Here is a 17966-nt window from a genome sequence, read left to right on the forward strand (position 1 = left end):
AACACCGATTTTGCCGCTGGTGACCAAATGGTGACCATATGGTGACCACGACCTAAAATCGGACCCCAACATCGCGTCATGCTGTGGTCATCCGATTTGGTGACCAAACGGTGACCAACCACCTTTTTTGGCGACCTCAATTTTGCACCTGTCGAAGCACGTCTGCTCGTGTCGGCTACACGACCTCAGCGCTCGTTCTCACCCTCAATTTCCGACCATCGCGCGCCGCGCGACACCTGACGGTGCCGCGCGGCGACATGAAATGGAAGGAAAAATCTAGCCACCCGTTAAGTCCACATGCCGGACCAATTAGCCGAGGCGCGTTGGCAATTGAGCCCGATTTCCCTCCCTCCAGCAGGAATCCCAGATCTAAGTAGGTTTATCTCAACGGCACGAGATCCATTGCACAGGGCAGGGATAGGCCGGGATTTGGAGATCAACTATGGATACTTCCAGCATGACCTACCTGACAACCGATGAGTTGTCTGAGCGCATCAAGTATGACCCCCGCACCATCCGCAACCAGCTGAAGGACAGCGTCCTTCTAGAAGGCGTGCACTACATTCGACCTTTCGGCGGCCGCAAGATTCTCTACCTATGGGAACGGATTGAAGAGGACATGCAGGCTCCTAGTCACGTCGGTCAGCTCATGGCCGGTATTCGCTAGGAGGCGCTGTCATGGGATCTATCAACGAAAGAGGCGGGAAACTCTTCTTCGATTTTCGGTACCGCGGCGTTCGGTGCCGCGAGTACACCCAACTCGAAGACAAACCCGCGCATCGTAAGCGCATGAAGACGGTGCTTCAGCGAATCGAGAGCGAGATCATTCTCGGTTCCTTCGACTACGCGGCGTACTTCCCTAACTCCGCCAATGCGGAGCGCTTTGCGGATCATGACTCTGAGGTCACCAAGCGGCGCTCCAAGGCGCCCACCTTTAAAGATTTCTCAGAGCAGTGGATGGAAGAAAACCGTATTGGTTGGAAGCCGTCCTATATCAATACGCTGGAGCATTCGCTGAACAAGCATGTGAATCCGGCTTTCGGTAACACGCCCGTCGATACGATTACCAAGGCAGACATCCTGGCGTTTCGTAACCAGCTGGGCCGTATTCCGCGCAAGGACGGATCCGTAGGGCTGTCGGCAGCGCGTATCAATACGGTGATGGTGCCGCTGCGGCAGGTGCTTCAAGAGGCGTCTGAGCGTTTTGGCTTTGATAACCCCTACCGGGGTATCAAGCTTCTCAAGGTCCCTCGAACCAAGGTCGAGCCTTTCTCACTGCCGGTTTTTGGGTTTGAGACCAAATTGAGACCACGCCTGATTTTTGGGGCTGACTCTAGGCTCTACCCATTGGCTGGCTCTAAGACTTTGTCTCTTCACCTGTACTGGAGCTTCTGAGCCGCCAGTCCGACATCTGCGGGGTCCGGTGGATCTGCTATGTTCTGCCAGGCTTGCTGATAGCTTGCGGGCTCTGTCCAATCCGCTTCGAGCGTCTCTTTTGTTTCTAATTGGGGAGAGTTAGACCGATACAGGTAGTACCGAAGATTGCTGTACACGGGGCGGAAGTCCTCTAGCAGAGTTTGCAGGTCTTGGTTTTGATCCTTTCGCACCGCCAGCACCGCCATGGCAGGGAGGCGATTCTCGTGCTCTGTCGGGTTCCAGGCCCGAGCTGCTCCGCCAGAGTAGAAGCGTGCCGAAAACTCGGTGCCGCCCAGATAAAACACTGGCAGATCCGGGAATTGCTCCCTGGCCGCCTGAATCATGAATTTTTCAGATTTTACCAGGTGCGGGTTTATCTGGATCAAACCCGCGAGAATGGGAAACAACATGGGTACCATGGCGGCTATGCCGTACAAACTCAGGGTGCGTGTTCCTGAGCGTTTACAGCTTGCGAAAGGCCAATGCCGCGCCAGGAGCAGGGCCAAGGCGGGAATACCCGGTGCTATGTAAGCCCAAAGGATATTACTCGCAAGGGTGAAGAACACCAGCGGGGTGATGGAAAAGTACAGCAGGAAAAAATCGACGCTTAGAAAATTTCTGTGGTTTTTAGGCGCACTGCGCGTGCGCAGCACCCGGGTGCCAAACGCTGCCAGAGCAAAAGTACTCAACGGAAAAGCTCCCAGGAGCCAGTAGAGCCAGATCGTGCCGCGGGCCCTGTGGTGGCCACTGCCATAAAGGTCGCCTTCCCATCCGGGGACGATAAAGCGCTGAAAGTGCTCGCCAATAAAAAAGTACTCGAGAAATCCCGGTGTGCGGTACTCGGCGAGCAGATACCAGGGTGCGCTGATAAGAAAGAAAAGCAGTGTTCCGCGGATCCAGGGAAATGCGCGCCAGAGAGTGTCCAGACCCCCATGTAGAAAAGCCCACAGAAGCAGCGGTGTGCCGCTTAACACGACGGCAACAGGGCCCTTGGCGAGCATGCCCAAAGCCAGGCCCACAAAAAAGAGGTACTGCCAGAGACGGGTATCGCCATTTGAAAGCAGGACTTGAATAGCCGATACAAGACTTAAGGTTACGGCAAGTAACAGACTTGCCTCGGTCATCACCGCCCCGCTGCTTACGAAGAACACCAGGCTCGTAGCGCATAGGGTGAGGGGCAGCGCGACATTGCGAATGCCCAGCGCCCTGCAGGGAACGATCATTAGCAGCAGGCAGGCGAAACCACAGAGTAGCGAGGGGAGACGCGCAGCAAACTCGTTGACGCCGAGCAGCGCAAAGCTCGAAGCAGACAGCCAGAACGATAGCGGTGGCTTACCCCAGAAAGGGACACCGTAGTCGATATAGGGCGTCACCCAGTTGCCGCTCTCGAGCATAAGGCGTGCTACCTCGGCATAGCGCGCCTCGGTTGTATCCATCAGTGGATAGGCGCCGAGCGTAGCCATGCGCGCGAGTAGAGCTAGCAGGAGTAAAAGTAGCCATGGATCAGCCCACCGCTTGGACATAAAGCGCCTCCGTGATTGGAATCGCCAGTTCCTGGGGATCTGCGAACTCCTGCACAAGATACAGCGGGCGTTGTTTGCTTTCCGTGTAGGACTTGCCGACATAAACCCCGAGCAGCCCCAGCGAGAATAGCTGCACGCCACCACCGAAGGTCATTAAAGCCACCATGGATGGGTAGCCGGCGACGGGATTGCCTACCAGCACCGCATTGCCCACGATCCACAGGCCGAAGGAAAAGCCCCCGGCGGCAGTGAGCAGCCCCAGCCACATAACCCAGCGTAGAGGCTTCACCGAAAAGGAGGTGATGCCTTCAACCGCCAGTCCCAGGAGAGAGAACATTCCCCATTTGCTGCCACCGGCACAGCGAGGCTCGCGGTCATAGTCCAGAAATACCGGCGAGAAGCCGATCCATGCAAAAACACCTTTCATGTAGCGATTGCGCTCCGGTAATGCTTTCACGGCGTCTACCGCTCTGCGGGACATAAGCCGGAAATCGCCGACATCCTGCGGTATCTCGATATCGGAAAGGCGATTAAGTAAACGGTAGAAGGCGTGCGAGAGCGTTTTCTTCAACCAGCTTTCGCCGGCCCGGGAACGTCTGCGCATGCACACGACCTGGGCGCCTTTGCGCCATTGTGCAAGCATCAGCGGTATCAGTTCGGGGGGGTCCTGAAGATCTGCATCCGTGACGATCACCGCCTCCCCGCTGGCATAATCGAGTCCCGCGGACATGGCTACCTCCTTACCAAAATTGCGGCTCAAAACCAGTAGCTTTACCTGCGAATCGCTCCTCTGAATCCTCCGGATAATGGCGACACTCTCATCAGTAGAACCGTCGTCCACGTAGATGTATTCAAAGATGTAACCGGGAATCTCACAGGTGGCACGAAGGCGATCGTGGCAGGAGCTTATCGAGCTCTGCTCGTTGTACATGGGTACGACAATCGAGACCCGCGTGGGCACGGCGGCGGCAGGTTCAAGCATCCGGAGTCTGCTCTAGGTCGGTAAAAACGAGGTAGCGGTAGACCACATAATTCGTGGCTGTGGTCACTACAGTTGTAAGCCCTTGCGCCAGTGCAGTGGGAATCCCGGCAACGTGGTGCATTGCATGAAAAAGCAGGGCGTTGAGGCTCCAGGACAGTCCGGCACTCGCCGAGAACTTTATCGAGGTATGGCCATGCGCTGCGGTACATCCGAAGGTGAATTGATATTGAAGCACGTACGCTGCTATGGCTCCAAAAACTGCCCCAGCGCAAGTGGCTACGAATGCATCAAGACCACGCGCGATCAGAAACGCCATGACAGACCAGTGAAGGAGCGTTGCGAGACCGCCATTGACAAGAAATCTCAGGAACTGCGACAGCGGCAATGCAGAGCAAAAACGATCGTATATCGTCCTGCATTTTTTTATGTACGTCGCAGACGCCGATTTGGCATTAGGATCTGGTACCACTCACTGTCTTCCTTGTTCAAAAAGGTTGGTAGTAAGAGTGGTCTTGGGAAAAAATCATTCTCTTTTTTTTTGCTTTCGCAAAAAAAATCTCGGAGTGCGAACTGAGCGGGGCGAGGATTCAGTCAGACAGGACAGGTAGCACGACGCGGAGTGACAAGGGCTGGCAGCGGATTCTATCGGCGCTTCCCCCATGGATCGCGGCGACCGAAGGTGTGCTTTAAATCATGTACCTGAAACCGGGCAGCCCCGGCAAGCGGTACGATCTTTTGGATTGAGCAAAACGCACTGACTGTCAGCGCGTTTGCGGGGTTGAAGAAACTGCCAGATCATCGGGCTAAAGAGTCCGGCCTACCTCGCACGCTTGCGCCCGGTAATCATGCTGCGGGGCAGATTCTCACGGTGAGCCAGGCTGGAGGCGACTACACCCAGGACGTGGAACACGACCAGCCAGAGCGTTGCGGTCGCCGCGATCTCGTGGATTTCCTCCCAACGTTCCTCTGCCGCGGATTCGTCTTCATGGCCGCGCTGCGCTTCCCGGGTGGCGCCTGCATCGAGATGATCCCGATTCGCGTCGACATAGCTTGAGAGCGGACCGGCGTTCTCCTCGATGGCATAGAGCATCAACCCAGAGCCTACCGTGACGCTGAGTGCCAGCAACAGTGCGACTGTCATGGCGCCACCAGCGGGGTTGTGACCCAGATAGCGCGGTGCTTTGCCGCCAGCCAGCCCGCGAAGATACGCAGAAACAGCGCGAGGGCCGCGGACGAAGTCGGTGAATCGTGCATGCCGGGTGCCAATGACGCCCCAGATCAGCCGGATAACGATCACGGCTCCGATTAGGTAGCCGGACCAGATGTGCATCGCATCCCATTCTTCTGCGCTGAGCCACGCGACCAGGAACCCGATAGCCAGCGCCCAGTGCCCCAGGCGTACAATAGGATCCCAGACGCGAATGATTTCCTTCGATTGTGACATTATCGTGACTCCCTGAGTTCATGGTTGGTGGGGGATAGAGTGTTGTCGCCGGTGCCCCACGCGTCTATGCGCCAGATGGCCCATGCGGCAACGGCGCGGCTTGCAGAGGAATGTCTATGACGGATGACCTATCAGATAGCGGTGTTACCAGAACAACACTTGTTCTCTTTAGTCTTATTGGGTGTCTGATGCTCGGTGATCTGGTCGTCGACTACCGCGAGGGGGTCGGTGCGGCGCATGTAATGGTCGAGAGTGCCGCGCTGCTACTGGCGGGTGTTGGCTGTGTTGTTGTCATAGTGCGTCTTCAGCAGACACGTCGCTCTCTGTCCCGGCTGGGCAAGGGCCTGACGCAGGCGCAAGCTCAGAGTGTGCACTGGCAGCGGCAAAACGAAAGATACTTGCGCGGCATTGGCGAGGCGATCCGTTCCCAGTTCAGCGAATGGATGTTTACGGACGCGGAAGCGGACGTGGCCCTTCTTCTTATCAAGGGTCTGAGCCACCGGGAAATCGCGAGCCTGCGTGAAACTAGTGAACGCACCGTCAGGCACCAGGCGCAGTCAGCGTACCGCAAGGCAGGTCTGCCCGGGCGCACGGCGCTGTCGGCGTTCTTTCTGGAGGACATGCTCCCGGGCCGATGAGTTGGCACGCAGAGGCACAGGACACTCAGCTCACTGGAAAGTTGATGGCTCCTCGCTCTCACAGCCACATGACCGCGAAAAAAAACCGTACACTTACCGCCGATCAGGTTAACTGCCCGGCAAAGACGGTGCTGAAGCTGCTGATCTTGCGATTGCCGATGCATAGTCTTCCACACTGTGTCACCTGGACGACGCGCCTGTGGCAGGGAGACTCGTGTTCGGGATACGGGATAAAAGAATGGTCCGGCTGAAGGTGTATACACGTCACCAGCGTCCGTTACATAAGGTTTTATCCGGTGATCAGGCGCAGCCAGCTCTTGTTGTCACTGTTGTAGGCGTCGATAAGCTGAGCGAGTTCCCGGTGCCCGGCGGCATCGGCGAGTTCCCGGGCATTCATCCTCATGGCGTTGCGTGCCAGCGCGTCCGCGCCGGCTTCCAGGAGACGAATGACCACCTCCTTGTGTCCATCTCTGGCGGCTAGCATCAAGGCAGAGTTGCCGTCGCTATTGCGCTGGGCAAGGTTCACCTCGTGCGCAAGTAACAGATCTACGGACTCAATCTCCCCGCGCGCGGAGGCCATCATAAGGGGTGTGTTTTCTTTTTCGGCGCCATTAAGGAGTCGTTTTGCGAGACCTGTATCCAGTAATATCCGTAGGCAATCGTGGCATTCGCCGGCAATGCTCATCAGCACAATGGGACGCCAGGCATAGGACCCCAAAGCTGCAGGATCACTCTTGCTGATGAGTTCAGCGAGCATCGTTGGGTTTTGCTGCTGCAGCGCCATGATTAGCGCGTCGCGTCCACTCGAATCGCGCTCGCATGGATCCCCCCCTGCGTCCATTATCGAGGCGATTACGTTCTCGCTGCCGCTGATGACTGCGTAAAGGAGTGCGCTACGGCCGTTTTTATCTGTGACTGTGGGGTCTGCGCCGGCGGCGATAAGCAGCTTTGCGGTATCCGAAAGCGCCGCCTGCGCCGCATTCATCAGCGCGCTTCCTCCGCTGTTGCTCCGGGCATTCGGGTCGGCTCCGGCGGAAAGTAATAGTCGGGTAGTCTCGACACCCTCCGCCTGACTCGCAGCCCAATGAAGCGCCTGGCGGCCATCCCCATCGCGACTGTCTATTCTGGCGTTGTGCTCAAGCAGCAGGCGCACACACTCCTCGCAGGCACTCTGCGCCGCAAGTCGCAACACCTTGCCGAGAGCGTCGGGTGTCGGTATCGGCGTCTGATCCCGCAAAATGGCGTCGAGCCGCTCTGGCTGGCGTTGCCAGGCCGCTATGTCTGCCACTGTCCAGCCGGGGAAGCGCCCGATTTCTTCTGGCGTTGCACTGGTCAGTGATTCCTGTCCCCGCTGGGGCTGCGCTGCGCCGGCCTGGACAAGTTGCCCGGCAAGGACGTCGTCGCCTTTTGCGATTGCAATGGCAAGCGCCGTGCTCATGCCGCTGCGGCGGCTCGCGTTAGGATCGGCCCCTGATTCGACCAGGGACCGTGTGGCGTCCCGGTTACCCCGGCCCACGGCAAACTCCAGCGCTGAGGTGCCGCGGGAGTTAATCGCATTGGGGTTTCCGCCGTGCTCCAGTAGCGCTTTCAGTATCGCGGGGGACTGTGAATCGACGGCGGTAAACACTGCCGCATCTGGAACAACAATGGATTGCGCGGTTGCGCCAAACAGGCTCTCGAGCAGCGTCAGGTCGCCGGTTTCTACGGCTTTGACAATCGCGCTGCGACCCAGGGTATCGGTATCCGTTACTGTGGCGGGAGCAAGCGTTGGCCATGGGAATGTTTCCGTAGATGAATGCGCCAGCATCCAGACCATCGATGCCGGTTGCTGCGGGAGCACGGGGATAGGTGGTGCACGCCGTCGCTGGTCGGCGGATGGAAGATTCCCGGCCGCCAGCGTGAGAAGCTCACGGCTGTTCTCGGGGCAGTCCGTGCGTGTGCATAGAATCGAAAGCATGAAACTGCCCCGGGAGTCGCCGAGGACGTGCGCCCTGCGGGCATACCGCAGGGACGCTTCGTCGTCCCGGCTAACCCCCAGTCCCAGTCGATACAGGGCGGACAGGCGATAGCTGGCAGCGGGATCATCGGCCCTCGCGCCGGCTTCGAGAATCGGCAGCAGTTCCGGATAGTTCTGCTGCGCTATGGTCGACGTGACAGGATCAATATCGCTGTAGACACTCGCGCTGTAGCTTCCGATCAGGAGTACCGCTGCCAGTTTTTGCAGGCCGGCAATTGGATTGACGACGCGGTTTATCACCCGATGGCCCTCTCTCCGTGGTGTGTCTCGATTGCAATACCGATATCTTTGAGGAATGCCGTTGGGAGGATCCCTCCCGCGGCAATAATAACGGCGTCATTGCGCAGGCGTTGTTCAGCGCCCTCCAGCTCGACGACGACTTCCTTGTCAGCAATTTCCCTGAGCTGACTGCGCAGCATGACGCGCAGCGTTCCCGCGGCTTCGAGCTCGATCAGTCTGTCCCGATTTTTCTTCTTGGCGCGGCTGAAGGCATCGCTGCGATAGGAGAGCGTGACATCTGTGCCTGGCTCCTCCGCGATACTGATCGCCGCTTCAATGGCACTGTCTCCGCCGCCCACCACGACTACCGCCTGATTCTGGTATTGCGCCGGGTCGACGAGGGAGTAGCTCACCTTCGACAGATCCTCGCCGGGAACATCGAGGCGTCGCGGCGTGCCCCGACGGCCGATAGCGAGCAGCACACAGCGCGTATCAAAATGGGTGTCGCCTGCCTTTACCCGAAACCCCTGTTCCAGCGGTTCGATTTTCTCAACACGAAATCCTGTATGCAGCGGAAACTCATGTTCAGCGTGCAGTTCGTTCCAGAAGTCCACCAGTTCTTCCTTTCGTACCTCGCCAAAGCGCACGTTTCCGACCAGGGATAAATGTACCGGGGCGGTCATGACCATTTTTCGTCGGGGAAAGTTTGCAACGGTTCCGCCAAAGCTGCTCTGCTCTATGATCACGTGTTTGAGATTCTTCTCCTTGGCAGTGAGGGCCGCGGCGATTCCGGCGGGGCCGGCCCCAACGATGACGACGTCCAGCAAGGGATCGTTACGGCGTGCGTTCTGTATGTCCTCGCGGGCGCCGATCGCCTGCATCGCCAGGGTGCCCTGGGTGATGGCATTTTTCACCAGCCCCATGCCGCCCAGTTCACCCGCAATATAGATGCCATCGACTTTGCTCTGAAAGTCCGGTGTGACCACAGGTAACTCCACGCCGCGCTCGGCGGTCCCGATCACCAGAGAAATTGCCTGGTGCGGGCAGGCAGCGGCGCAGGCGCCATGACCGATACAGCGGCTCGGCTCTACCAGCTCTGCCTTGCCACCGATCATACCGATCACGTTGCCCTCCGGGCATGCGGAGACACAGCCACCGCTGCCGATGCAGCGTAGCGGGTCAACGACCGGATGCAGTGATGCGGGTTGCATGAGGCCCGTTTCAATGGATTCATCCAGGGTCTCGGCGGCCACGATCTGCTGCCGACGTCGTCGGTGCACGACGAGACCAAAGATAAAAACGAAAGGCGCGATATAGGCGCCCACAACCAGTTTATCCAGAATTTCGGACATCAAATTCCGCGCTCCAGCGAATGATTTTTTTTATCCAGCCATCTAACACTGCAGTCGTTGTCGCAGACCTCGATCTGATTCATGTAAAAAAACCTGAATAAACACTAGCAGAATATCCGCAAATTTGGTAATTTTTTCCCAATTAATAGTAAAGCAGTTCACCGGGAGGTACCGTGCAACGTGCTTGAGACACTCAATACCGATGCCGACGCCGCAGTCGGGATGAACCTTAAATCGTGAACAATCCGGTCGCAGGCTCAGCCCTTGAGACGCTACAGCTGTCCGCGCCGCGTCGTCGCAGCGTGTTGACGCTGGTGTTTTTTCTGCTGGTGGCCTGGGCGCTCTATCGCGGTTGGATCCTTCGCAGTGAAGGCTATCTAACGGCCGAGCGCGGGGTGGGGTACATCCTGGGTATTGTGGGTGCAAGCATGATGCTCGCGCTCTTGCTCTATCCGGTGCGTAAACACCTGCGTTCCCTGCGTAATTTTGGAGCTATTCGCTACTGGTTCTGGGCACACATGGTGCTGGGGGTTCTGGGCCCTACTCTAATATTGTTTCACGCAAACTTTAGTTTTGGCTCGTTGAACAGCAATGTCGCGTTGGTCTGCATGCTTCTGGTGGCCTCTAGCGGCATCATCGGGCGTTTTCTCTACTCGCGGATTCATTATGGTCTCTACGGCCGCCGCGCTACGCAGGCCGAATTGTCGCTACTGGCTCGACAAAACCGGGAAAAGCTGAATTGGGGGGAGGAGCTTGACCGCGAAGTGAGTGCGGGACTGGATCTCCTTGACCAGGTCACTGCCCGATTGGCGGGACGCGACCGGGCCTCGTTCGCCGTGTGGTTCCGGGAAACCCGGCGCGCGCGGGCGATCAGGAATCAGCTGAAGAAGAATATTTCCCGGTCGCTTCGACGTCGCGCTACCGATGTCGGCTGGAGCGGAGCGGATTTTCGTTCCCATCGACGCGATTCGATTCGCTATCTCAAAGGCTATTTTGCCGCGTCCCAAAAGTTTCAGGAGCTTGATTTCTACGCACGTCTTTTCGCGCTCTGGCATGTTGTGCACCTGCCTTTCTTCTACATGATGATCCTGGCCGCCGTAGTACACGTGGTGGCTGTGCATGTTTACTGATGTACTTCTCAGGGCGCTGTTCTTAATGTGTATTCTCGCCACGGTTCCGGTGCAGGCTGCCAAAATTGAACGGCTCGTAATGCCCGGCCCTCTGATTTCGGGCCATGCCGATACCGAAGAACAGTGCGGGGCCTGCCACACACGCGACGGCGCAGAGATTCAGAACACCGGTTGTCTCGACTGCCATGAGGACGTCGCAGCCGACGTCACTGCAAAGCAAGGTTTTCACGGTCTGAAGGCCGCGGCTTCATCGGCCAGTTGCGCCTCCTGCCATAGCGACCATCTGGGGCGTGACGCGCAGACGACGGGTTTGGATAAAGAACTCTTTGTGCATGCCGACACGGACTTTCCCCTTGAGGGCATGCATCTGGGATTAGCCTGTGCGGGTTGCCACGACGACGGGAGTCCGTTCCGGGAAGCCGGGCAGGACTGCGTCAGCTGCCACGAGGACGATGACGCTCATCAGAATTTCCTGGGTGATAGTTGCGATGACTGCCACAGTCCCCTTGGGTGGCGCGAAACGTCCTTTGACCACGATGAGACTGAGTTTTCGCTGCAGGGAACTCACGAGCAGATAGCTTGCGCCGCCTGCCATCTTCCCGGGCAGGAATACGATGCCCCTGAGGAAAGCTGCGTGAGCTGCCACAGCAGTGTGGATGTGCATCAGGGAACCTACGGGAAAAGCTGCGATAGCTGCCACACGCCCGAGGAGTGGGCGGACGCCCGTTTTGATCACGCTGAAACGGAGTTTCCTCTGCAAGGCAGTCATGAAGATTTGACGTGCCGCAGCTGTCATTCACCTGCGTCGGACACAGAGAAGATGTCGACGAGTTGCGTCAGCTGTCACAGCAGCGTCGATATTCATGACGCCCGGTTCGGCGATGACTGTGAAAGCTGTCACAAGTCCGATGAGTGGGCCTCTGCGAGCTTCGATCATGGACTTAAGACTGAGTTCGCTCTCACGGGAAGCCACGGGGAACTGGGCTGCCACGATTGCCACGGGGTCAATTCCCGGCCGGATACGCTGACGATGAAGGAAGGTGAATGCGTGAGCTGCCATAGGGCGACCGATGCACATCGAGGGGAGCTGGGTGAGGATTGTGCCGCATGTCATACCCCCGATGGCTGGCTCTCGGAGGTCAGCTTTGATCACTCCTTTACCGCGTTTCCACTCTACGGCATGCACGTTGTGGCTCCCTGCGAGAGCTGTCATGTGGATACGCGCTTTTCTTCAGCCCAAGCAAGTTGTTTCTCATGTCATGAAGCCCAGGACGAGCACGAGGGAACTCTGGGCGAGAGCTGTCAGCAGTGCCACAACGCCAACGACTGGACTCTCTGGCGTTTTGATCACGACCTCACTGATTTCTCTCTCACGGGCTCTCATGAAGATATAGCCTGTGACTCCTGCCACACCAGTGCTCCGGTTGAGGATACGCCGCAGGAGTGCGGAAGCTGCCACGCTGCCGACGATGTTCATGCCGGAGCCTTTGGTAATCAATGTGAGCGCTGCCACCAGACCAGTGACTTTACGAAAGTACTTTCACCCGGTGACCGTCGGTCCGGAGGTCGTCGATAATGAAGTTTCTCCTGCGCATGTTGTTTCCCGCACTGATTCTTGCGGCTACGCTGTGTTCTCCCGTAGCCAGGGCAGCACCCAACACGGATTTCGATCATTTTCAGACCGGTTTCGATCTTATCGGCCGTCACCAGAACGTCGATTGTGAAAGCTGCCACCGCAATGGCGTGTTTGAAGGCACGCCGAGGCAGTGTGCGACCTGTCACCTCCAGCGCAGTATTGGTGGTAGCGGTGCGCCCTCAGCCACCCATATTGCAACGAATAACATGTGTGAGGCCTGCCACAATCAGCAAAACTGGATTCCGGTTCGGCGTGTGGACCACGCTGCGGTGGTAGGCACTTGTGAGAGTTGTCATAACTCCTCGCACGCGACGTCGGCACCCCTGACGCATCCGGCGGGAACCCAGCAGTGCGATCTGTGTCACCGGGAATCCATTTGGACAGTGGTTCGCTTCGGCCACGAAACCGCGCAACCTGGCGCCTGCGCGAGTTGTCACAACGGTGGCTTTGCGACGACAAAAAATGCCAGCCATCTGCCGACCAGCGACTCCTGTGATAGCTGCCACAGTACGCGCGCCTGGACACCGGCCAGCTTTAGTCATGACAGTGTGCTGCCCGGGCAGTGTGCGAGCTGTCATAACGGTAATAGCGCGACGGGGAAAACCCCGTCACACCTGCCAACCACAGACTCCTGTGACAGCTGCCACAGTACCAGCGCCTGGATACCGGCGAGCTTCAGCCACGATGGGGTTCAGCCGGGGCAATGCACGACCTGCCATAACGGTAGTACCGCGACGGGTAAAAATTCATCGCACCTGCCGACCAGCGCTTCCTGCGACAGCTGTCACAGCACCAATGCCTGGACGCCCGCGACTTTCAGCCATGACGGTGTGCAGCCAGGGCAGTGTGCCACCTGCCACAACGGGAACACGGCCACGGGCAAACATGCAGCACACCTCGTGACCAGCGCTTCCTGCGACAGCTGCCATAGCACCAACGCCTGGTTGCCAGCAAGCTTCAGTCATGACGGGGTGCAGCCGGGACAATGTGCGTCTTGTCACAATGGGAGCGCAGCCACGGGCAAGGATGCGGGTCACCTGCCGACTACCGCATCCTGTGATAGCTGCCACAGTACCAATGCCTGGTCCCCGGCGAGCGTTAACCATGCTGAGGTGATGCCAGGACAATGCGAGACCTGCCATAACGGCAACTTTGCGACGGGTAAAGACGCGAGACATCTTGCGACATCGCTGTCTTGCGATAGCTGTCACAGTACCAATGCCTGGACCCCTGCGAGTTTCTCCCATTCCAGTCCGAACTATGTAGACCATGGCCGACAGTTCTCCTGCGGTGAGTGTCATCAGAGCGTGCCCGAGAATGCGAGTAACGCCTGGCGATTCAGTGCCTACCAGCCAGACTGCGCAGGGTGCCATGCGAATGACTACGAGCCCGGAGAGCATCGAGGTGCAAGCGTAAGTGAACTGCGTGATTGTTCCGGTAGTTGCCACCGTGCCGGGCCGGAACACCGGCCTACGGATAGAGACTGGGATTGAGTGAGGTGAAGCCGATGGGACGTTTTAATGGTCTTCGCGCGTTCGCCCTGATCGCGCTGCAGGCAACAGCAGGTCTTTGCTCGCTCAACGCAGAAGCTCAGGACTATGGGCTCATTGATCGCGTGAGTACTGTTGCGGAGGCCTCCGGAGACACGAATATTCAGATCGATTTTCTGGAGCCGGTTCAGTACACGGGTCACTCGCCGCAGTCGAGCGGGACGCGCGTTTTCGTTGATGTTCGGCATCTTCGCGGCAGTGGTCGTATGTTGCTGCCGGAGCAGCACCAGCGGCCCAAGGGGGTGCGTAGTCCACTGAAGGAGGTGATTTACCGTGCGCGCGGTGGCAGCGCCGGACAGCTGGAGTTGGTTTTTGATACGGAGACCCGTTTTCAAGTGGCGAGTGACGGCGATTCCCGTCGACTGCTGGTGAGAGTCCTGAATAATCCGTCGGCATTGAGGTCGCTGATTAGCGCGAGCGAAACAGACTCCGCATTGATGATCGCGGGTGATTCTCAGGAGTTAATGGATAACGCGCGGCGGGCGCTACTCAGTGATCGTGATTATCCCAGGGCAGCAGAACTTTACGCAGCGGTACTGGAGCGAGGCGAGTCGGAGTTTAGCCGAACCGCCTTGGAATACCTGGGTATCACCCGCGAACGCATGGGCGAGCGCCAGGCGGCGATAATCTGCTACCAGCGTTACCTGCAAAGCTACACAGGCCCTCAGGCGGATGTGGATCGTGTTCGCCAAAGAATGCTGAGCGTGGAAACGGCGATCGCAATGACGCCGCAGGTTAAACTCGCGACGCCCTCAGAGGGTGCCGGGGAAGACACTGGCTGGGAGCTGAACGGCGCTCTTTATCAATACTATCTGCATGACGACTTCACGGTAGACGGTGGCGATACCCGGACCACCGGATCCGCGGTAAACACGGATCTCGATTTCCTCGCACGCAGGCGCGGGGAGCAAAACACGACTGAAGTCCGGGTCAACGCCGGCCACTATTACGACCTCCTGGATGATCGAAACAGCACGAGCAGTCGGGTTAACACACTTTACGTGCACCACGGCGATACGGCGCAAAACTGGTGGGTTCGCGCGGGACGCCAGACCGGTCGACGTGACGGGGTCCTGGGACGCTTTGACGGGGTGAAAAGCCGCTATGCGCTGTCAGACCGGATAGCCGTGACTGCTGTTGGAGGTACTCCGGTGGACAATCCCCGAAACGCTCCCGACGGCACGCGCTACTTCGTGGGAGCGGCCCTGCAGCTTGACTCGATTTTTGACGCGCTCGACATCTCGCTTTATGCACTAGAACAGCGCAATGACCAGTTGATCGACCGGCGGGCCGTTGGCACCGAGATACGCTATTTTTCACCGACCCTCAGCGCCTTTGGCGTCATCGATTACGACGTGTTCTATCAGGAACTCAACATCGGCATGTTGAACCTGAACTGGACACCGACAACCGCGACATCCTTCAATCTGAGCGCAGATACACGACTTCTGCCGATGCTGACTACGCAGAATTCGCTGCAGGGTCAGATCGATGAGAACTTTCAGGCGGTGGATGGCATCGCCGGCATGCTTGATCGTTACACCGATGATGAGGTGTATCAGTTTGCAGCCGACCGCACAGTAAGATCGCAGTCCCTCACCCTGGGCGCTTCCCAGGCATTGAGTGAAAAACTGCGCCTGTCGATGGATCTGACTTCCAGTAGCATGGATCAGACCGTTGAGTCTGGCGGGGTCCCGGCTTTACCCGAAACAGGAAGCCAGTACTTTGGCAGTCTTATGCTCTCGGGTGTCGATGTCATGGGCATCAACGATTTCACTACTCTGGGCCTGCGCTGGTCCGATACCAGTTCCGTGACGTCTCAGGGCGTGTTTGCGATGGGGCGTGTAAATCTATTTGAGTACTGGCAGGTTTACGCGCGCCTGGCCTATGACCAGCGCAGTTGGATTGGCTTGGCGCGGGATGAGCAACGGATTACCCCGCGACTACGTCTTCAGTTTCGGCGCTGGAATATGCAGTTCGAAGCAGAGCTCGGCGCTCGCTGGAGCGACATTCAATATCCGGACGATACGGAAAATTCACTAGCCTTATTTGCGAGCCTTGGTTACCGCTATGATTTCTGACACCAACTCATCTAGTTCTGATCAGCGCTTTCAGTTCCTACTGGTCGCAATTGCCTCTCTGTGTGTCGTCGCGGGTTTTGTTTACTGGCAGGTGTCCCGCGAGGATGCTCCCAGCTCGGTGCTCGCATACCAGCGTCTTGCGCCGCCGTCCAAGAGTATTCTGGAGTCGGTTGCTGCAACTGCCGGGGTTGCGTTCGATCCCTCTACGCTGCCCTCGCTACCCGCGAATCATCCGGCTACGGGCAACGCCAGCTCATCCCTGCCCAGTGTCGGTGAGATGGCGGGGCGTTTGCGTGCTCGCCTCGAGGCCGAAGGTGGAGGCTCTGTACAGGGGTGGTTTCTCCTCGGCCGGACTTACATGGAGCTCAAACAATACGACGAGGCCGTAGCGGCTTTTGAGCGAGCCCAGGAGATGGCTCCGGATGAGCCGGGCATCATGGTATCTCTGGCCGATGCGTTGTCTATGCAGGCCGATGGCGCTTACGACGACAAGGCACGACGCATGATTGAACGAGCCATCAGCCTCAATCCGGCCGATCAGAATGCCCGCTGGATGGCGGGAAACATTGCGATTCAACAGGGCGATCCGGCGTCGGCGCTGGCGATCTGGCGAGATCTATTGCCGGAGCTGGAGGATAGCCGTCGCGATCAGCTATCGCTGCAGATTGCTACCGTGGATGCCAGGGTCAGTGGTTCTGCGGGGCCTATGAAGGCGGTACGCGAGATGTAGCACGCTCACCATTCGTAGCAAGTGGAGCGGCTCCCGGCTAAAAGGCTCTGTGGGACTTTGAGACACTATTGAATGGTGAGTTTCTGGTGAAAATCTATCGATCCGCGTCTGAGAATGCCCTCATTAACCAGGAACAGAGATCCAAGCAAACGGGGCGATAAAGGCAATGTCTCCAGCGCTTGGATCGCATCATTCATGGCCCGGATGTAATTGTTAACCTCGTGCCAGTCCTTGCGCCGCTCCGGGTTAATTTCCTCCTCGGGTAGCAGCGCTTCATCGATATTGGTTTTAGCACCCTTTAATCAGTGGCGTGTGGTCTTTCGCTGGAAAAGTAACGCCGCTCATGACGTTCAGGTTGTGGATTATCATTAGTACGGAGGTGATTTATGGTTCCAACAAATAGAACTGCAACACACCCAGGCGTCATTCTGCTTAAAGAGTTCCTCGAGCCTCTTGAGATAACTCAGAAGGCGCTGGCGACCCACCTCGGTGTGCCGGTTCAGCGAATCAACGAGATTGTCCGCGGAAAGCGTGGCATTACGCCTGATACGGCCTGGCTGTTTTCAGAAGCCTTAGAAACGTCTCCGGAGTTCTGGCTTAATCTTCAGTCGATACATGATCTTTCAGCGCACAGGCCCGATCATCACGTGCAGCCTCTTGTAGCACTGAGCGCATAAAAGTTTTTGCGCCAACGAAATGTCCGATTAGCTAAGACACTGGCCGGTACTCAATAGCAGTGATAACGATCTACTGCACCTGGAAGTTGCACTTTCTTGGCGTCCGCTGGGGTCGATGACAAGGGGCTGATTTGGAGACCGGTTTTTGGGCAAGTTTTTTTCAATGGGTTTTAAAATGAAGTTGAGTGAGCCGTGTTTTTAGAATAAAAGCTGCCCAAGCCTGTTTAAAAAGCTATTATTTTTCAGTGTGTTACAGAATTTCTAGAATATTTTGAGGCGAATGGCGTTCTTTGGCGTAATACCGTGTTACTCAACTGAAGCACATTCATAATGCTGGGGTCGGTGGTTTAAGTCCACCCGTAGCTACCAACTTTTCTTCTTAATTTTCAATAGTTTAGCACGGTATATCACGGCGTCAATTGCCGCGAAAAACACCGATTTTGCCGCTGGTGACCAAATGGTGACCATATGGTGACCACGACCTAAAATCGGACCCCAACATCGCGTCATGCTGTGGTCATCCGATTTGGTGACCAAACGGTGACCAACCACCTTTTTTGGCGACCTCAAT

The 17966-nt window shown here is 57.3% G+C and carries 16 protein-coding genes and 1 pseudogene; 9 read left to right on the forward strand and 8 right to left on the reverse strand.

Translation table 11 applies throughout. From position 1 onward, the window contains the following. Window positions 1-442 precede the first annotated feature (442 nt). The gene (locus ACTG3T_RS05425; RefSeq protein ID WP_439101247.1) at window positions 443-667 is read left to right on the forward strand and encodes a hypothetical protein; all 225 of its coding nucleotides are present in this window, start codon (window positions 443-445) and stop codon (window positions 665-667) included. Between the two features lie 11 nt (window positions 668-678). Further along, a complete protein-coding gene (locus ACTG3T_RS05430; RefSeq protein ID WP_439101248.1) occupies window positions 679-1395 on the forward strand; it encodes an Arm DNA-binding domain-containing protein in 717 nt (238 codons plus the stop codon). On the opposite strand, the gene ACTG3T_RS05435 is transcribed toward ACTG3T_RS05430, so the two are convergent. The 4 genes from ACTG3T_RS05435 to ACTG3T_RS05450 all read right to left on the reverse strand — a co-directional run bounded on the left by ACTG3T_RS05435 (window position 1374) and on the right by ACTG3T_RS05450 (window position 5365). Then, the gene (locus ACTG3T_RS05435; protein ID WP_439101249.1) at window positions 1374-2939 is read right to left on the reverse strand and encodes an ArnT family glycosyltransferase; all 1566 of its coding nucleotides are present in this window, start codon (window positions 2937-2939) and stop codon (window positions 1374-1376) included. The genes ACTG3T_RS05430 and ACTG3T_RS05435 overlap by 22 nt on opposite strands. Further along, window positions 2920-3921, reverse strand: coding sequence for a glycosyltransferase family 2 protein (locus tag ACTG3T_RS05440; protein WP_439101250.1), 1002 nt, complete (start codon window positions 3919-3921; stop codon window positions 2920-2922). Before ACTG3T_RS05440 ends, ACTG3T_RS05435 begins: the two co-directional genes overlap by 20 nt. Then, window positions 3914-4390 (reverse strand): GtrA family protein, encoded by a 477-nt coding sequence (locus tag ACTG3T_RS05445; protein WP_439101251.1) that lies wholly within the window; start codon window positions 4388-4390, stop codon window positions 3914-3916. Before ACTG3T_RS05445 ends, ACTG3T_RS05440 begins: the two co-directional genes overlap by 8 nt. Before the next feature lie 348 nt (window positions 4391-4738). Then, window positions 4739-5365: a cytochrome b/b6 domain-containing protein gene (locus tag ACTG3T_RS05450; RefSeq protein WP_439101252.1), complete on the reverse strand. Its 627-nt coding sequence runs from the start codon at window positions 5363-5365 to the stop codon at window positions 4739-4741. Between the two features lie 116 nt (window positions 5366-5481). On the opposite strand from ACTG3T_RS05450, the gene ACTG3T_RS05455 reads away from it, so the two are divergent. Further along, window positions 5482-6003, forward strand: coding sequence for a helix-turn-helix transcriptional regulator (locus tag ACTG3T_RS05455; protein WP_439101253.1), 522 nt, complete (start codon window positions 5482-5484; stop codon window positions 6001-6003). 289 nt (window positions 6004-6292) lie between these two features. On the opposite strand, the gene ACTG3T_RS05460 is transcribed toward ACTG3T_RS05455, so the two are convergent. Then, window positions 6293-8260, reverse strand: a complete 1968-nt coding sequence (locus ACTG3T_RS05460) for an ankyrin repeat domain-containing protein (protein WP_439101254.1) — start codon at window positions 8258-8260, stop codon at window positions 6293-6295. Then, window positions 8257-9591, reverse strand: coding sequence for an NAD(P)-binding domain-containing protein (locus ACTG3T_RS05465; RefSeq protein ID WP_439101255.1), 1335 nt, complete (start codon window positions 9589-9591; stop codon window positions 8257-8259). Before ACTG3T_RS05465 ends, ACTG3T_RS05460 begins: the two co-directional genes overlap by 4 nt. 236 nt (window positions 9592-9827) lie before the next feature. Here ACTG3T_RS05465 and ACTG3T_RS05470 point away from each other — a divergent pair, with 236 nt between their 5' ends. From ACTG3T_RS05470 to ACTG3T_RS05490, 5 genes are read left to right on the forward strand one after another with little or no spacing between them, the layout of a single operon-like run. Beyond that, window positions 9828-10721 (forward strand): hypothetical protein, encoded by an 894-nt coding sequence (locus tag ACTG3T_RS05470; protein ID WP_439101256.1) that lies wholly within the window; start codon window positions 9828-9830, stop codon window positions 10719-10721. Further along, window positions 10711-12297 carry a cytochrome c3 family protein gene (locus ACTG3T_RS05475; protein WP_439101257.1) on the forward strand — a complete coding sequence of 529 codons (1587 nt, stop codon included), beginning with the start codon at window positions 10711-10713 and terminating at the stop codon, window positions 12295-12297. Before ACTG3T_RS05470 ends, ACTG3T_RS05475 begins: the two co-directional genes overlap by 11 nt. Continuing rightward, a complete protein-coding gene (locus tag ACTG3T_RS05480; RefSeq protein WP_439101258.1) occupies window positions 12297-13850 on the forward strand; it encodes a hypothetical protein in 1554 nt (517 codons plus the stop codon). The genes ACTG3T_RS05475 and ACTG3T_RS05480 overlap by 1 nt, the downstream gene beginning before the upstream one ends. 14 nt (window positions 13851-13864) lie before the next feature. Beyond that, window positions 13865-15988, forward strand: coding sequence for a tetratricopeptide repeat protein (locus ACTG3T_RS05485; protein ID WP_439101259.1), 2124 nt, complete (start codon window positions 13865-13867; stop codon window positions 15986-15988). Next, window positions 15978-16718, forward strand: a complete 741-nt coding sequence (locus ACTG3T_RS05490; protein ID WP_439101260.1) for a tetratricopeptide repeat protein — start codon at window positions 15978-15980, stop codon at window positions 16716-16718. Before ACTG3T_RS05485 ends, ACTG3T_RS05490 begins: the two co-directional genes overlap by 11 nt. Window positions 16719-16783: 65 nt before the next feature. On the opposite strand, the pseudogene ACTG3T_RS05495 reads toward ACTG3T_RS05490, so the two are convergent. After that, window positions 16784-17002, reverse strand: a pseudogene (locus tag ACTG3T_RS05495) (hypothetical protein); the annotation flags it as partial. 102 nt (window positions 17003-17104) lie between these two features. Here ACTG3T_RS05495 and ACTG3T_RS05500 point away from each other — a divergent pair. After that, entirely contained in the window at window positions 17105-17395 is a 291-nt protein-coding gene (locus ACTG3T_RS05500; RefSeq protein WP_439101261.1) for a HigA family addiction module antitoxin, read from the forward strand. A 363-nt stretch (window positions 17396-17758) separates the two neighbouring features. Here the strand turns inward: ACTG3T_RS05500 and ACTG3T_RS05505 are convergent. Beyond that, window positions 17759-17966 (reverse strand): hypothetical protein (locus tag ACTG3T_RS05505; protein ID WP_439101262.1); only part of this gene is annotated, 208 nt, incomplete at its 5' end.

The organism is Congregibacter sp. (assembly GCF_965660375.1).
GTDB lineage: Bacteria > Pseudomonadota > Gammaproteobacteria > Pseudomonadales > Halieaceae > Congregibacter.

Excerpts from the sequence above, each read along its gene's own strand:
- ACTG3T_RS05485 (WP_439101259.1), top strand. The coding sequence starts at position 13,865 with ATGGGACGTTTTAATGGTCTTCGCGCGTTCGCCCTGATCGCGCTGCAG.
- ACTG3T_RS05500 (WP_439101261.1), top strand. The coding sequence starts at position 17,105 with ATGGTTCCAACAAATAGAACTGCAACACACCCAGGCGTCATTCTGCTT.
- ACTG3T_RS05480 (WP_439101258.1), top strand. The coding sequence starts at position 12,297 with ATGAAGTTTCTCCTGCGCATGTTGTTTCCCGCACTGATTCTTGCGGCT.
- ACTG3T_RS05475 (WP_439101257.1), top strand. The coding sequence starts at position 10,711 with ATGTTTACTGATGTACTTCTCAGGGCGCTGTTCTTAATGTGTATTCTC.
- ACTG3T_RS05425 (WP_439101247.1), top strand. The coding sequence starts at position 443 with ATGGATACTTCCAGCATGACCTACCTGACAACCGATGAGTTGTCTGAG.
- ACTG3T_RS05490 (WP_439101260.1), top strand. The coding sequence starts at position 15,978 with ATGATTTCTGACACCAACTCATCTAGTTCTGATCAGCGCTTTCAGTTC.
- ACTG3T_RS05455 (WP_439101253.1), top strand. The coding sequence starts at position 5,482 with ATGACGGATGACCTATCAGATAGCGGTGTTACCAGAACAACACTTGTT.
- ACTG3T_RS05435 (WP_439101249.1), bottom strand. The coding sequence starts at position 2,939 with ATGTCCAAGCGGTGGGCTGATCCATGGCTACTTTTACTCCTGCTAGCT.
- ACTG3T_RS05450 (WP_439101252.1), bottom strand. The coding sequence starts at position 5,365 with ATGTCACAATCGAAGGAAATCATTCGCGTCTGGGATCCTATTGTACGC.
- ACTG3T_RS05430 (WP_439101248.1), top strand. The coding sequence starts at position 679 with ATGGGATCTATCAACGAAAGAGGCGGGAAACTCTTCTTCGATTTTCGG.
- ACTG3T_RS05440 (WP_439101250.1), bottom strand. The coding sequence starts at position 3,921 with ATGCTTGAACCTGCCGCCGCCGTGCCCACGCGGGTCTCGATTGTCGTA.
- ACTG3T_RS05465 (WP_439101255.1), bottom strand. The coding sequence starts at position 9,591 with ATGTCCGAAATTCTGGATAAACTGGTTGTGGGCGCCTATATCGCGCCT.